The organism is Haladaptatus sp. DYSN1, assembly GCF_029489995.1.
Lineage (GTDB): Archaea > Halobacteriota > Halobacteria > Halobacteriales > Halococcaceae > QDMS2.
Genome location: NZ_CP120470.1, coordinates 68,557 through 83,201 on the forward strand (window position 1 = coordinate 68,557; position 14,645 = coordinate 83,201).

Here is a 14,645-nt window from a genome sequence, read left to right on the forward strand (position 1 = left end):
TGTCATAACTTATGCTCTCGCGATTGCGTAGAAGGTCGGGACGATGGCGACGGCGAGGGTAAACCAGTAACTCGCGACGCGATAGAGGACTGCGAGCGCGAACGCTTGGCTCGCGGAGAGGGCGACGATGCCGACGAGAAGCGCAACGAGTGCGACTTCCACGCCGCCGAGGCCCCCGGGGGTCGGAACGAATCCGGCGAGTGTGCTCGCCGGGACGATAAAGAGGACGAGCCACAGGTCGAGCGAGACGCCGAGGACCAGCCCGGAGAAGTAGAGCGGCAGGACGAAGAACACCCAGCCGACGAACGAGAAGACGAGGGCGTAGGCGAGACGGCGCGGTGCCGTCGCGATGACGTCGAGCGTCTCGTAAAAGCGGTCGACGCGGGCGAGAAGGCTGTCCACCTGCATGCGGTCTGTGAAGCGTGCGATGGGGCGTACGACGGCTGCAACCGCCCGCTTGACCCCGGTCCGGTGATTCCACCCGATGTAACTCGTCACCGGCACGGCCACGACGAGCGCAACGAGCCCGTAGGCCGACGTCTGGACGACCGGCGGGAGTTCCGCCCTGACGAGGAGGACGCCCATGCCGACCACCGAGAAGACGAAAAATGGGACGAGGTTCAACAGGTCTGCGGTGACCACGCTCGTCAGACTGTTCTCGTAGTTAGTATCCATCTCTGTCGAGATGACGTAGGCGATAAGCGGCTCGCCGCCCACCTGTCCGAGCGGGGTGATGTAGTTCGCGAACGTGCCCGCGAAGAACGTCGAGGTGACGCGGGGCAGACTCGCTTCGATGCCGACGATGGAGAGAACGATTTGCCAGACCTTGCTCCAGGCGACGAGTCCGAGGAACGTCGAGAGACAAGCCACGACGAGCCACTGGTGGTCGCCGTAAATCAGCGACTCTTCGACGGCCCGGAGCCCCGACGCCTTCCCGACGAGGTAGAGCGCCGCGACGGCGACGAGAAAACCGATCCCGATTTTGAGAATGGTCTTCCGGTCGAACGCGAGCGTCGACGGCGGTTGCGCTGTGGGGTCGCCGCCGGCCGCCTGTGTGTCTGGTGGTGAGGGCACGATTATTCGAGGTAGCCGAGTTCCCGAAGGCGAGATTTCGCCTCGACGCTCATCTCGTCTATCGACCCGTCCGAATCGGTCTGGGCCGTCCAGTTCGACCCGGTCGTCGCTTCGAAATCGGAGAGCGCCGACTCGAGTTCGCGTTCCGCCGTGCGGTCTCGGCCCGCACGGTCGTGCAGTTCTTCGGGGTCGTCGTCGATGAAGTACAGTTCGTCCGGAAGCCCTTCGTTCTGTATGAACTTCGCGTCAGCGCGACGCACCCCGCGCATCCGCGAGTAGTACCGAGAGTTCTCGTCGAGCGTGATGCCCACGTTCGACGCCTTGGTTTCGAGTTGCGACAGTTCGATGACCGGCTGGTCGTACTCGATGAAGGCGTACTCGCCACCGGCGAAATCGCGGTAGTCGGCCGAGAGAAGCGACCGGCGACGGTCGAGCGGAACCGCCGGTTCGCGCGGCGAGACGCCGGCGTGGTCGAGTACCGTGTGGTAGAGGTCGAGCAGTTCGACCTGGTCGTCACGTTCCCCGGCCTCGAGGTCGGGGTGGGAGACCATGAGCGGGACGTTCACGAGCGGGTCGTAAATTCCGAACTCGTGGCCGTAGAGGCCGTGTTCGCCGTGAAGTTCGCCGTGGTCCGCGCAGACAGCGACGAGCGTGTCCTCCTCGTCGTTCTCGCGAAGCCAATCGAGCAGGCGACCGAGTTCGGCGTCGAGGTGGCGGATTTCCGCGGCGTAGAGGCCGCGAATCGCCTCCCACTCGTCGTCGTCGATGTCTCGCGCTCCGGAGTTGTACTCCTTCGAGTTCTGACACACCTCGGTCGGGTCGACGTCAGGGGCGTACAGTTCCCGGTACTCCTCGGGCGGGTAGTACGGCAGGTGGGCGTCCATCAGGTTCACGAACGTAAAGGAGGGGCCTTCCGTCCGGTCGATGAAGTCGATGGCTTTGTCCACGACGGCCGGCGTCTTCGAGTCCGCGCCATCGCCCTGCGCGAGGTGTTCGTGAATGTCGTTTCCGAGTTCGACGAGGCGATTGGTGACAGAGCGCAGCGTCGAGTTGTCGTTGAAGACCTGCCAGCACTTCGCGAGCGGTCCCGAAATGAAGTCGCCCGGGAGCACTTCGAAGAAGTTGTCCTGGACGGCGAACCCGCTGGTGAGACCGGTGTACGGCGTAATCCACGCGTTCGACGTGAAACACGCGGTCGAGTAACCCTCGTTCGAGAGCGTGTCCGCGAGCGTTATCGAATCCGCGAGGTACGGCGTTTCCTGACTCGCCCCGTGCTGACTCGGATACTCGCCCGTAAACAGCGAGGCGTGGACCGGAAGCGTCCACGGCGCAGGCGAGACGGCCTGGTCGAAGACGACGGCGTTTGCTGCGAACTGTTCGAGGTTCGGTGAGGTCGAACGGTTGGCGTTGTACACGGACAGGGCGTCCTTCCGGACGGTGTCCATCACGACGATGACGATGTTTTTGTGCTTAGTTGCGGTCATAAGGTGCTCTGACAGTTGCTGTCTCTCTCTCGGTCCCGTGGTGGTCGATTGCAGCGCCACCGCTGGGACCGAGCAACGGTGGCGACTGCGTTGCGGCCAGCGAATCGGCGCTGGCGGCGTCTGTCACCCGGAAAATCGCCACGCCGTCGTTCTCGAAGACCAGCGTGTAGTCTTCAGCAGCGACGAGCGAGGCGTACAGACCGGGGGCTGGGTCGGTTTCCATACCGCGGACGGTGTAGCCGTCAGTCGGCACGTAGACGTAGTCAGGGTGGACACCCGCCCGTTCGACCTGCTGGCTCACGCACGCCGCGTCGGCGCACGTCGAGACGTCGATGAACTGGGCGAGTTGCGTGCTGTACGCGCCAGAACCCTTCCACTCGATGCCCCACGGCCCGGTCGTGATGGCGCGGTCGGTGGATTGGGGGAACCACTCTGCTGCGTCACCCATCACGAGGAATCGGGCCGACGGGTCCGTGTTCTCCGCCGCCCATGACATCGCCGCCGCGTCGCTGTCGTCGATAAACGCGGGGAGCGACGCACTCCCTCCGTGGCTATCGAGTTGGCTCGCGGCGTAGAGGCCGCCAACGCTCAGACAGGAGACGGCGAGGACGAGCAGGACGCCGAATTCGACCTGCTGTCGCGTGGGTCGCGGTGCGATGTCGTCGAGCGTCGGAAGGAGGTACTCGTAGACGAGAATCGCAACGAGTATCGAGTGAATCAGATAGGCAAACCGGTGTTGCGAGACGATGGTGACGGTCAGGAAAAGCCATCCGAGGAGGAACGCGGTCACCCGTGGATGGGACCCGTCACCGAAGACGGGAAGGTTGGCAAATTCGCCGCGAGTGGCGGCGACTTGCGCGGAGACGAAGGCGGCGAGTTTCGACTGTGTGTCCTCGTCGGCGATGACGAGTGACGCGGCCGCGCCGACGAAGAGGACGACGCCGCCGACGAGTTGCAGGAATCCAACGACGCTCAGGTCGCCGAACCACGGCTGGATGCTGACCAGTTCCGCCGAGTGGGTGCCACGCGAGATTGCGGGCCCGCCCGGCACCAGCGTCGAGACGACGTCACTCAGCACAGCCGGGACTTTTTGGGCGAGGCCGCCGTGGGTACCTGCGGCGCCCGAGAACACCGCCGTGCCGTGGGTCGCTAGTACCTGTCCCCACCACGGGACGGTGAGGACGAGGCCGCCGACGCCGACGATGGCGCCGTCCCGAAGCCCGGAGATGGTCCGGGAGAATCCAGCGAACAGACAGAGATAGCTCAGAACGAAGAATATCGTGTAGGTGGGGTGGGTCAGAATCGTGAGCGAAAAGAGGCCGAGCGAAGCCACGAGCCACTTCGGGCGACGGGTTTTGAACAGCATCAGACCGGTGTACAGCCCGGAAACGAGGAACAAGAACGCCGGTGCCCGGACGATACCGCCGGCCGAGATGTGCCACTGGAGAATGGGCGGCGAGACGGCGACGACGAACGTCGCGAGACCGGCCTTGCGCCCGGAGTCGAGGAGTTCTCTGACGAACAGGTAACAGGGCACGAGCGCGGTGGTCGTGACGAGGCCGGGGAGAACGCGGCTGATGAACAGCGGATCCGCCCCGGTTAGGTCTCGCAGCGCCGCGACGACGTAGAACATCAGCGGGGGATACGCGAACGGAATCGAACTCGCGTAGTGAGGGATGGCTGACGGCAGCGCGTAGCCGTGGTGGCTCACCTGTTCTGCCATCAGCAAGAACAGGCCAGCACCGAACGCCGGGTAGGGGTGGGTTCCGAGGTAGATGAGGTGGACGAGACTCCCCGCGAGTACGGCTGGTAGGAGCCAGACGTATCCGTTCGCGTCGAGGGAGTCTGGGCGTGCGATCTCGAACGTCCGTTTGTCGGTGGCCATTGGTTTGGAGAGAGTCTTCAGGGGGCCGGTCTGCCACTGGAGCAGGGACCGTACGAGGAGGAACAGTGGGTATGCAGATTACCCGGTACGATTGTTGCATGAGTTGCAACGGACGGTTCGGCCGAAACGAATCAGCGAGAGAGACAATATTCGAGACGTGAACGATGCGAGAAACGCCCGAATTATCGAAGTAGCGGGAGTCAGGAGCGAACCAGTGCATGAAATAGGACATTACTCCGGACGTAATGTCTGCAAATCACCCACGAATCGCGGGTGAACCGCCGGTCTCCGCCCAGCCAGTCACGAGCGGATGAGAGCCAACGCACACCGACCATGGCGGAGGAAGGTTCGAGGCTGTGGAAGGGTGAACGGTTGGTGAAAACGAGACCGTTATTCGGAGGAAAGGTGGCCGCGCTCAGTTCGACGGTCACGGATCGCCCAACGGACCTCCGCGCCCGCCCACGCGAGGCCAGCGAGCACGCCGACGAGGAGGCCAAGGATTTCGACGAAGCCCATCCACACCGGCGTGATGTAGATGAGTCCGTTGAGGTACTTGCCGGGAATCAGGCTCTTGAGGCCGATGAGTGCCTTGCCGGTCATCGACGAGGAGTGCGATTCGAGGCCGAGCGCGGTGGCGCTCTCCCCACCCGCGCTCTCGTCACCGGTTCCGAGGCGTTCTGCCTCGTACGGGAAGGCGATGTTTACGCTCCAGACGATGTTCCCGCGCTGGTCCACTTCGAAGACGCGGTCCGCGTTCGAGTCAGTAATCAGCGTGTTGCCGTTCGGGAGGCGGTCTGCGTCGCGGGGCCACTGCATCCGCGCGTCCTGCCACAGCCACGTCTGCTTCCACTCGCCGTTCTCGCGCTGATACTCGACGACGCGGTTGTTCTCAGAGTCGGCGACGATTACCGCAGGGCCGCCCCGATTCGGCGGGATGTAGTCGGGATTGTGTTGCTCGTAGAGGATGTTGTGGTTGTCGTCGGCACCGAGCGTCATGTCCTCGATTGCGCCCGCGTCGTTCAGGAAGATGATTTCGTCGTGATTGCGCATGTCGACCATGATGCGGCCGTCGTCGAGGATTTCGACATCGTTGATGTGGGTCCAGTCTTTCGGATACGGACCGCCGGAGCTCGTCTCGTGGACCTCGGTGGCGTTCCACGTCCACTCCGTCTCGTTGGTCTCGGTGTTCACAACGAACACGCGGTCTAGGTAGATGTCGGCGACGACGAGTCGATTCTCGTCGAGACGGTCGACGTCGTGGTAGCGCGACGCCTCCTTGCCCGGCGTGAACTGCGTCCAGACGGTGGTCACCTCGCCCGTTTTGAGGTTCACCCGCTCGACACCGTTCAGCGTGCACGCCTCGGTTCCGTGGACGCGCTCGTAGTGGTCCCACGTCTCCTGGTCGACGCCGTAGGACGCTGCGTCCCACTCGGTCGGACAGCCACCGTTTTCGTAGTGGTGGGAGAAGGCGTACTCGACTGTCGCTTCGGTGCCGGGAACCGGGTCTACGTCCCAGTATCGGTCGTGGGTACCGTTGAAGTACAGCGTCGTACCGTCGGGGTTGAACGCGACCAGTTCGGAAGTTGCCCGGTGGCCCTCGGTGGGATTGCCCTCCCACTGATTCGAGTCCGCTGCGACGACGGTGATGCCGTCTGACTCGGGGGCAATCTGCGCATCCATATCGGGTGCGCCAGACTCGTTGAGGTGGTTTTCGAACGACCCGTTGTTCGACGCCGTTGCGGCTCCGTATCCAACAGTGAGAACCGACACTGCGAGCAGGACGGAGAATACCATTCGGAAGGTTCGCTTTGAGCGCATGGAGGAGGTTATGCGATGAGATGGCGAGTGCTGCTATATAAATGGGAGATTGTTTCATCCGTTGCGTCCCGCGATAACGTGGAATTTCCGCCGGCTATCCCGCTCGCTCACCTCCCGATGTGAGCTGTGGGTGCGTGAAACATTGTTGCCACTCACGAACTCACGTCCGGAGCGGAGACGGACCTACTCCGAGTTAGCCGCGTTGCCAAACGAGGTGGGCGGGGCCGAATCGCGTCGGTCGTCTCGGCCAGTGGATCTCACGATGGCCGGTTCCGCGCCCGGGAGACAGATGAGGTTCTCGCGGCCGAGTTGGATTTTGACCACGTCCCCGTCGTCTGCCATCGCCGATAACAGGCGGCTAACCTTCGACTTGGACCAGTCGGTTTGCGAGACGATAGCCGCCTGGTTTAGTCGGCCGTCGCTCGCGGAGAGGAGGTGTTCGATGAAGGCTTCGTCGGAGTAGATGGTGTCCGCTGGCTTGTCGGTGGACGGTTCGTCCGCCGAAGGCTCGGTAACCGGTTCGGCGCTGTGCGTTGTGGCCTGTGCGGCGTCGTCTCCGCGCTCGATTCGCGAGCGGAGGGCAACCGCTCCGTCGAGGAGCCGACCGGGCCGGAGCCGGCGATTCGAGATGCCGACCGAAAGCACCACGCCGAAGAGGAAGCCAGCGAAGGTGCCGGGAACCGTAATCGGGGACAGCCAATTGGTCGGGTCGCCGCCGAGGCTCAGTTCGCTCTGGTCGCTCAGGAAGTCACCGTCCGAGTCGGTGACCAGCGGATTCGACCCGGTACGTTTCACCTCGGCACTGTCAGTCAGCCCATCGCCGTCGGTGTCGGGTTGGGTCGCAACCGTTCCCTGTTTTCGCTCTTCGCCGTCGCTGAGGCCGTCACCGTCGGTATCGACGGCCGTCGGGTCCGTCGGTCCGTCCAGTTCCTCGCGGTCGGTGAGCCCATCGCCGTCCGTATCGGCTGCCAGCGCGTCGAGCGACTGGTGAATCTCGGTTCCGTCGTCGACGCCATCACCGTCCGTGTCCGCTTGCGTCGGGTCGGTACCGTGGCGTCGTTCGGCGCCATCTTCGAGTCCGTCGCCATCGGTGTCACTCGCGGTGGAGTCCGTTCCGAGGCGAGTCTCAGTCGCCTGGTTTACGCCGTCGCCGTCAACGTCGGCGTCCATCGGCGTCGGGACGGCGAATTCGAGCGCGGCGTCAGTCGTGCCAGGTGGCCCGTCGCTACCGGAGAGCGCGACGGATTTCGGAATCTGTTGGTCTGCGACTGCCACCATCGGAAAAAACGCGATAGCAACGAGTAGCGCCGCCAACAGGGGGAGGTATTTGAACGCGTTGGAGTGAGGCATGGGGCAAATTGGTTGTGAATCGAATAGTAGAACAATTATATGTTATGGCCATTGTGTTGAAATTCGTATACTTTCGAGGGTGTTTTCTAGATATTTTGTGCAATAAATGCGAATATTTCTAACACTCGTACAATCAATTGTGCTGGCAGGAATCTGCAAGCGCAACTCGATGTATCCCCCGCGACAAGTGACCCGTGTCGGAAGAGTCAACATCGCCAACCGGCGGGCGTGCTAGAGAGTGTCCCACATCCTGCCATGTGTCTGACGCCCAGTTCGAAATCACCGGAAGGCGGAGCGATTAATGTCCCCTAAAGGAATATTATTTCAACCAAACTATTTGCGAGAAAACATTAATATGGGTGGTTCACATAGTACAGTCCACAATGAGTCTCGCGCTCACGAGGGAACTGGAGGTGGAGGTGTACATGCGGGCGTTCGTGCCGTGGGAAGCACAGCAACGCCAGCGTGAAATGGTCGAAACACTGCGTGAATACGCAGACGGTGACACGCTCGCGGACGTATCTGTCAACCTGTGGAGCAGTCGCGTCGGCGTCGGTGACGACACCGAAGAGCAGACGCTCCGGACCGTCGCGGAGATCGAGCGGGCGCTCTGTGACGCAGAATGCTCGATGGAACCGTTCTTCAAGACGCGTCCCGGTCGGAGCCACGAGCAGGAGAAACTCACCCTGCCCATCATGTGCGTGTTGGTGCGCGACCAGGGTGAGATTCGCGGCGTCTACCCGTGTTCGAAACCCGACGGCACCGAGAGCGTGCCCGACCTGCTCGAGAAACTCGCGGCCGAACAGCCACTCGAGAATCTCGGCTGAAACCCGTTTTCTTATACCGCCTGCTGGTAAACTGCAGGTATGTTCCTCTCATTTCGGGCAGACGTGCAAGCGGCCCTGTCCGACGCGCTCACCCAGCTTTCGCTTCCGGCGGAGGACCTGGGAATCGAAGAGCCACCCGAAGACGTAGACGCCGTGCTGGCGTCGAGCGCCTCGTTTCGCCTCGCGAGCGAAGCGGGCGCACCACCGCCGAAAATCGCCCAGGACATCGCCGACGCCATCGACACCGACCCCTACGAGTACCTCGCATCGGTGGAGACACTTGGCCCGTACCTGAACTTCCTCCCGACCGAGAAGTACTACGAGGGAACCCTCGACGCCGCCCAGGGCGACGACTACGGCCGCCTCGAACCGACCGGCGACTCTGTCGTCGTCGAGCACACGAGCGCCAATCCGTCGGGACCGATTCACGTCGGCCGCGCCCGCAATCCCATCATCGGAGACGCACTCAGTCGCGTCCTCGACTTCGCCGGTAACGACGTGGAGACCCACTACTACGTAAACGACGCGGGCCGCCAGATGGCCGTGTTCACGTGGGCCTACGAGACGTTCGACGAGGAGGACCTGGACGAGGAACCAGAACGCGACAGCCCCGAATACGACCTCGTGCGCTACTACCGCAAGGGCAACGCCTTCTTAGAGGGGGCAGACCCGGAGGCAGTCGAGGAAGCAGAAGCCGAAATCGCGGCCATCCTGCAAGGTATCGAGGAGGGCGACGAGGACACCTACGAGCGCGTCCAGTACGTCGTCGACACCGTCCTCGGCGGCATGAAGAACACGCTGGAGCGGCTGCCGGCCGAGTTCGACCGCTTCGTCAAGGAGACTACCTTCATGCGCGATGGCTCCTGCGACGACGTGGTCACCCGCCTGAAGGAGTCAGAATACGCCGTCTTCGAAGACGACGCGTGGCAACTCGAACTCGACGAGTTCGGCATCGAGAAGAACCTCGTCTTCCTGCGCTCTGACGGCACTTCGCTGTACACGACGCGCGACCTCGCCCACCACGAGTGGAAGTTCGAGAACTTCGACCGCGCCGTGACGCTCCTGGGTGAAGATCACAAACTGCAGGCAGACCAGCTCAAGTATGCCCTCGACATCCTCGGCAACGACACGAGCAAACTCCAGTCGATTCACTACTCGTGGGTCAACCTCCCCGAAGGCGGCATGAGCACCCGCCGCGGGACGGGCATCGACTTAGACGACCTGTTAGACGAGGCCATCGCTCGCGCCCGCGACGAGGTCGAATCCCGCCTCGACACCCGCCTGCGCGACGACGAACTCACCGAAGAAGACATCCAGCGCATCGCAGAACAGGTCGGCATCGGCGCGGTTCGCTACGACATCGTCTCGAAACAGCCAACGAAGGGCATCACGTTCGAGTGGGAACAGGCCCTCGACTTCGAAGCCCAGAGTGCGCCGTACGTCCAGTACGTCCACGCTCGCGCGTGTGGCATCTTAGACGAGGCCGACGTGCCGACAGAAATCGATGCCAGTGTGCTCTCGACCGAACCGGAACGCGCACTCATCCGGCAGATTGCCCGGTTCCCCGCCGTCATCGAAGAAGCCGCCGAGGAACTGCGCCCACACATCGTGGCGACCTACACCCGCGAGTTCGCAGAGGCGTTCAACCGCTTCTACCGCGAGTGCCCAGTGCTCTCAGAGGAGGACGAAACGGTGCGGTCGGCGCGTCTCGCGCTCGTCGCCGCCTCCCGGACGACCATCGCGAACGCTCTCTCCGTGCTCGGGATTGCCGCGCCGACGTCGATGTGAAAATCGGGTTACGCCGTAAGGCTGCCACCCGCACCGAGCAGGACCATCGCCCCGAAGCCGATGGCGAGCAGCAGGAACAACAGTATCCAACTCAGTCGAACGGACTCATTTTTCTCCATACGCGTCTGTGAGGCCAGGGGTTGCTTAGATGTTTTCTTTCAGCCGAACAGCCCGGCCAGTCGAGAGAGGAGGCCGCGGGACTCTGTTTTCGACGGCTCTGTGGACGCTGTGGGCGCGGCTTCCTCGTCGAGCGGGTCTGGCTCGTCGGTCGAACGCGCCTGTGGTTCCGGGGCCGTCTCCTCGCTCGGCGTCGTCGGTGCGGCTTCCGTGGACGCATCCGCCTCGGGCGCGCTGTCGTCGCCGACCAGCCGAGCGACCAGGTCACGATAGGCCGTCATCGCCGGCCCGTCGGCCGACGAGAGCGGGCGTTCCTCGGCGAGGGCCGCTTCGATTGCGGGGTCCGTCGGAACGGTCGTGAGCACGTCGTACCCGATGCGGGCGTTGATTTCCTCGGTCGAAAGGCCGTGGTCGCCGGCCCGCGTGACCACCACGCCGCTGACCGTGCCGCCGAGGCGTTCTGTGAGCGCCGCCGTCCGGGCGGCGTCGTCCACGGCGACCGGAACCGGCGTCGTGACCAGCAGAACCCCACTCGCGACGGTCAGCGGAATCGCCCCTTCGTGGGTGATTCCCGCGCCGGTATCGACGAACACGTATTCGTAGTCGGCTGCGAGTTCCGAGAGAACAGCCCCGAGGCCCGCCGGGTCAACGTCCGCGTACTTAGTGAGACGACGGTCACCGGGAACGAGCGCGAGGCCGGTCGGACCGGAAACGATGGCATCGGCGAGGGCCGCCTCGTCTGCGAGGACGTCGTGAAGCGTCGGCCCGGCCACCGAAACGCCACAGAGCGCGGCGAGGTTCGGCATGTCGAGGTCGGCGTCCACGACGACCACCTCGTGTCCGGCCTCGTGAGCGAGGAGGGCACAGCACGCCGCCGTCGTCGTCTTTCCAACGCCGCCTTTGCCGCCTGCCACCGCGTAGAGTTCCCCAGCCATTGCGCGTGTCATCCATACACACGGCAAAGGTCACTATAAAGAATCGGGTGATGAACGCCGCCCTGAGCGCGTTCGTAGCGGGTCAAAGGTTACTTACGCAGCCACAGGTTTACCCTAGGTAATGAGTAGGCAGGGAGAAGAGATGGATGACCGGCGGAAATACGAGTTCCAGAAGGTCATCGAGGAACTGGAGCAATACTCCGGCTCCGGGACGCAACTCGTCACCATCTACGTTCCAGAAGACAAGCAGATAAGCGACGTCGTCGCGCACGTCACCCAGGAGCACAGCGAGGCGTCCAACATCAAATCGAAGCAGACGCGAACCGCGGTGCAGGACGCGCTCACCAGCATCAAAGACCGCCTTCGCTACTACGACGTCTACCCGCCCGACAACGGCCTCGTCCTGTTCTCGGGTGCCATCGACACCGGCGGCGGCCAGACCGACATGGTCACGAAGGTCTTAGAGAGTCCGCCAGAACCCGTCGAATCGTTCCGCTATCACTGTGACTCCGCGTTCCTCACCGACCCGCTCGCCGACATGCTCGTGGACAAGGGCCTCATCGGTCTCGTGGTCTTAGACCGCCGCGAAGCGACCGTCGGGTGGCTGAAAGGCAAGCGCATCGAGGCAATCAAGTCCGCCTCGTCGCTCGTCCCCGGCAAGCAGCGCAAAGGTGGCCAGTCCGCCCAGCGTTTCGCTCGCCTGCGTCTCGAAGCCATCGACAACTTCTATCAGGAAGTCGCGGAGATGGCAAACGACCTGTTCGTCCCCTACCGTCACGACATGGACGGCGTCCTCGTCGGCGGCCCCTCCCCCACGAAAGACGAGTTCTTAGACGGCGACTACCTCCACCACGAGATTCAGCAAATCGTCATCGACAAGTTCGACGTCGCCTACACCGACGAGAGTGGCCTGCGCGAACTGGTCGACGCCGCACAGGACGCCCTCGCAGACCATGAGGTGATGAAGGACAAGACCCAGATGGACGAGTTCTTCAAGGAACTCAACGAGGGCGACCTCGCGACCTACGGGTTCGACGCCACCCGACGCAACCTCATCATGGGCTCTGTCGACCGACTCCTCATCAGCGAAGACCTCCGCAAGGACGTCGTGACCTACGAGTGTGCAGACGGCACCGAGGAGTACGAACTCCTAGACCGCCGCAAGAACACGCCGACGCACAAATGCGAAGACGGCAGCGAAGCCGAGGTCAAAGAGCGCGAAGACGCCATCGAGCACCTCATGTCCATCGCCGAAGAGCGCGGGACGGAGACGAAGTTCATCTCGACCGACTTCGAAGAAGGCGACCAACTGCTCCACGCCTTCGGCGGCATCGCGGGCATCCTCCGCTACGCAACAGGCGTCTAACCACACTCTCTCTGCCCACCCACGGTATTGCTGTTCTCTAACATAAGTACCAGAAAATTATTACCTGTCCACTCGCAAGACCGGTCAGGAACAGATGGCCTCGACAGAACCCCCAGAAGCATTGGTGTCAGTACTGACCCGGCGCGGCGAGCTGCTGGAGGCCATCATCGACGAGCCGGCACAGAAGCCGGCACTGGTAGACCGCCTCGGCGTTTCGCGGTCGACCGTGGACCGCGGCCTGCGCGAACTCATGACCCACGGCTTCGCCGAACGTGGCACCGAAGGGTATCAAGCGACGCTGAGCGGGCGCCTCGCCGTTGAAGTCTACTACGAGTTCATCGACGAATCGGCCACCGTGAACGAAGCCAAAGAGCTCCTCTCGCACCTCTCGGCGGACGCCCCCATCACGACCGACCTGCTCTCTGGATGTACCGTCTACGAATCGACTCCGCCGGCGGCCCACGAACCCGTAAACCACCTCGAAGCGCAGTTGCGGTCTGCAACGACCCACCGAGGCGTCACGCACACCATCTCGCAGGCAAGCACACTGAACTGGTTTTTAGAGTGTATCCAGGGCGGCCTCGATGCAGAGAAAATCCATCAGGAGTCACTGCTCGACTATTTCGCAGAAGACAACCGAGAAGCCATGGAGAAGATGGTCGAGACCGGCAACTTTCGCGTTCTCCAGACCGATACGGTTCCCTTCGGGTTCGCGCTCACCACCCACGAAGACGGCCCAACCCTCGTGAGCGTCATCATCTACAACGACGGCCGAATGGAAGGCGTCATCACGAACGACACCCCCGCCGCCGTCGAGTGGGCTGAGAACTACTACGAATCACTCCGCGAGGAGGCGTTCGACATCACCGACGAGTTCCGCTAGTCGAGAAACTGTTCGAGTTGCGTCTGTCTGCCCCGGAGGTCCGTTGCCGCCTCGATGTCTGGGTCGCGTGCAAGGCGGTCTAACACGAGCAGGGGGTCGGTACCCGTCCGCTCGACACGCTCGACGAGGCGCTCGATTTCTGCCCGATTCACTGCGAGCGATGAGAGCAACCCGAGCAACAGCGCCATCGGGACGCTCGCGCCACGAAGCGTCGGGAACTCCCGACTCACCCGCGAGAAGTCGGGGTCTGCGTCGGGCGTGGTCGCAGGTGAAAGCGTGAGACAGCGCGTACACAGCGCGACGACCGGTTCTTTCCCGGCGACCGTGTCGCGCAAGTCGTCGGGTACCTCGAACGCGACGACGGGCGACCCACAGTTCGGACAGTCCATAGCCACGGCTTCTCGCCGTGAAACAATGAGAATGGTGGTTTGCGAAGTTAGTCGTCAGCAGGGACCGGCTGGGCCTCGTTGGCCTCGCGGGCTGCTTTCTCCTCTTCCTCTTTCTTCGCTTTGATCTTCTTCAGTCGGAAGATCTCTTCGCGCTCTTGCTCTTCGAGTTTCTGCTCGATGAACTCCTGGCCCTCGTACAGTTCGGGCAGCAGCTTGAACTCGAGTGCGTTGACACGACGCTTGGTCGTCTCGATTTCGTCGAGCATCTTCTTCATCGCCGTCTCCACCTCGGCCGCGAGGATGATGCTGTCGAGCAATTCCTCGTAGGCGTCTGCGGTTTCGTCGATGCGAGCGCTGGTTCCGAGCACGCCGTAGCCACGCTGGTCGAGCGTCTTTTTGACGCGCGACGACTCGATTTGTGGCACGACGACGCCCATGATGTTTTTCGATTGGGTCGTAATCTCTGGGTGCTCTTTGAGTGCGGCGGCGGCACCGCGGACGGCAACGTCGCCTTCCATCGCTCGGGCCATGTTGATGGTTCGCTGGGCGCGCTGGTAGTTGTCCTCGACTCCCGCACGGACGTCCCGAGCCTGGTCGAGGATGTCCATGAACTCCATGATGAGGCCGTCACGCTTCTTCTCAAGCGTGCCGTGGCCTCGCTCGGAGAGGTCGATGCGATCTTCGATCGCCATCAGGTTTTTCCGAGTTGGTTTGACGTCAGTGGCCATG

General features: G+C 62.7%; 12 protein-coding genes. 4 read left to right on the plus strand and 8 right to left on the minus strand.

From position 1 onward, the window contains the following. Window positions 1-9 precede the first annotated feature (9 nt). The 5 genes from P0648_RS00375 to P0648_RS00395 form a co-directional block, all read right to left on the minus strand. Window positions 10-1,074: a lysylphosphatidylglycerol synthase transmembrane domain-containing protein gene (locus tag P0648_RS00375; protein ID WP_277504827.1), complete on the minus strand. Its 1,065-nt coding sequence runs from the start codon at window positions 1,072-1,074 to the stop codon at window positions 10-12. Between the two features lie 2 nt (window positions 1,075-1,076). After that, window positions 1,077-2,558, minus strand: coding sequence for a sulfatase (locus P0648_RS00380; RefSeq protein ID WP_276246230.1), 1,482 nt, complete (start codon window positions 2,556-2,558; stop codon window positions 1,077-1,079). Continuing rightward, on the minus strand, window positions 2,545-4,443 hold the full coding sequence (locus P0648_RS00385; RefSeq protein ID WP_277504828.1) for a glycosyltransferase family 39 protein: 1,899 nt from the start codon (window positions 4,441-4,443) through the stop codon (window positions 2,545-2,547). Before P0648_RS00385 ends, P0648_RS00380 begins: the two co-directional genes overlap by 14 nt. A gap of 390 nt (window positions 4,444-4,833) precedes the next feature. Then, on the minus strand, window positions 4,834-6,237 hold the full coding sequence (locus P0648_RS00390) for an arylsulfotransferase (asst) (RefSeq protein WP_277504830.1): 1,404 nt from the start codon (window positions 6,235-6,237) through the stop codon (window positions 4,834-4,836). 207 nt (window positions 6,238-6,444) lie between these two features. Next, a complete protein-coding gene (locus P0648_RS00395) occupies window positions 6,445-7,611 on the minus strand; it encodes a MarR family transcriptional regulator (RefSeq protein WP_277504831.1) in 1,167 nt (388 codons plus the stop codon). Between the two features lie 383 nt (window positions 7,612-7,994). Here P0648_RS00395 and P0648_RS00400 point away from each other — a divergent pair, with 383 nt between their 5' ends. Next, window positions 7,995-8,438, plus strand: a complete 444-nt coding sequence (locus P0648_RS00400) for an HTH domain-containing protein (protein ID WP_276246226.1) — start codon at window positions 7,995-7,997, stop codon at window positions 8,436-8,438. Between the two features lie 39 nt (window positions 8,439-8,477). Then, window positions 8,478-10,226, plus strand: a complete 1,749-nt coding sequence (gene argS, locus P0648_RS00405; RefSeq protein WP_276246225.1) for an arginine--tRNA ligase — start codon at window positions 8,478-8,480, stop codon at window positions 10,224-10,226. Between the two features lie 158 nt (window positions 10,227-10,384). Here argS and P0648_RS00410 read toward each other — a convergent pair whose 3' ends face one another. Beyond that, window positions 10,385-11,278 carry a MinD/ParA family protein gene (locus P0648_RS00410; RefSeq protein ID WP_276246224.1) on the minus strand — a complete coding sequence of 298 codons (894 nt, stop codon included), beginning with the start codon at window positions 11,276-11,278 and terminating at the stop codon, window positions 10,385-10,387. 121 nt (window positions 11,279-11,399) lie between these two features. Between P0648_RS00410 and prf1 the strand changes: the two genes are divergently transcribed. Beyond that, a complete protein-coding gene (gene prf1 / locus P0648_RS00415) occupies window positions 11,400-12,644 on the plus strand; it encodes a peptide chain release factor aRF-1 (RefSeq protein ID WP_277504834.1) in 1,245 nt (414 codons plus the stop codon). Between the two features lie 124 nt (window positions 12,645-12,768). After that, window positions 12,769-13,527 (plus strand): winged helix-turn-helix domain-containing protein, encoded by a 759-nt coding sequence (locus tag P0648_RS00420; protein ID WP_276246222.1) that lies wholly within the window; start codon window positions 12,769-12,771, stop codon window positions 13,525-13,527. Here the strand turns inward: P0648_RS00420 and P0648_RS00425 are convergent. After that, window positions 13,524-13,916: a DUF6276 family protein gene (locus tag P0648_RS00425; protein WP_277504835.1), complete on the minus strand. Its 393-nt coding sequence runs from the start codon at window positions 13,914-13,916 to the stop codon at window positions 13,524-13,526. The genes P0648_RS00420 and P0648_RS00425 overlap by 4 nt on opposite strands. Before the next feature lie 47 nt (window positions 13,917-13,963). Further along, a complete protein-coding gene (locus P0648_RS00430; protein WP_277504836.1) occupies window positions 13,964-14,644 on the minus strand; it encodes a V-type ATP synthase subunit D in 681 nt (226 codons plus the stop codon). Window position 14,645 lies beyond the last annotated feature (1 nt).

Coding starts and splice junctions, on each gene's coding strand:
- P0648_RS00400 (WP_276246226.1), top strand. CDS start 7,995: ATGAGTCTCGCGCTCACGAGGGAACTGGAGGTGGAGGTGTACATGCGG.
- P0648_RS00380 (WP_276246230.1), bottom strand. CDS start 2,558: ATGACCGCAACTAAGCACAAAAACATCGTCATCGTCGTGATGGACACC.
- P0648_RS00390 (WP_277504830.1), bottom strand. CDS start 6,237: ATGGTATTCTCCGTCCTGCTCGCAGTGTCGGTTCTCACTGTTGGATAC.
- P0648_RS00395 (WP_277504831.1), bottom strand. CDS start 7,611: ATGCCTCACTCCAACGCGTTCAAATACCTCCCCCTGTTGGCGGCGCTA.
- P0648_RS00385 (WP_277504828.1), bottom strand. CDS start 4,443: ATGGCCACCGACAAACGGACGTTCGAGATCGCACGCCCAGACTCCCTC.
- P0648_RS00425 (WP_277504835.1), bottom strand. CDS start 13,916: ATGGACTGTCCGAACTGTGGGTCGCCCGTCGTCGCGTTCGAGGTACCC.
- P0648_RS00410 (WP_276246224.1), bottom strand. CDS start 11,278: ATGGCTGGGGAACTCTACGCGGTGGCAGGCGGCAAAGGCGGCGTTGGA.
- P0648_RS00430 (WP_277504836.1), bottom strand. CDS start 14,644: ATGGCCACTGACGTCAAACCAACTCGGAAAAACCTGATGGCGATCGAA.
- prf1 (WP_277504834.1), top strand. CDS start 11,400: ATGAGTAGGCAGGGAGAAGAGATGGATGACCGGCGGAAATACGAGTTC.
- argS (WP_276246225.1), top strand. CDS start 8,478: ATGTTCCTCTCATTTCGGGCAGACGTGCAAGCGGCCCTGTCCGACGCG.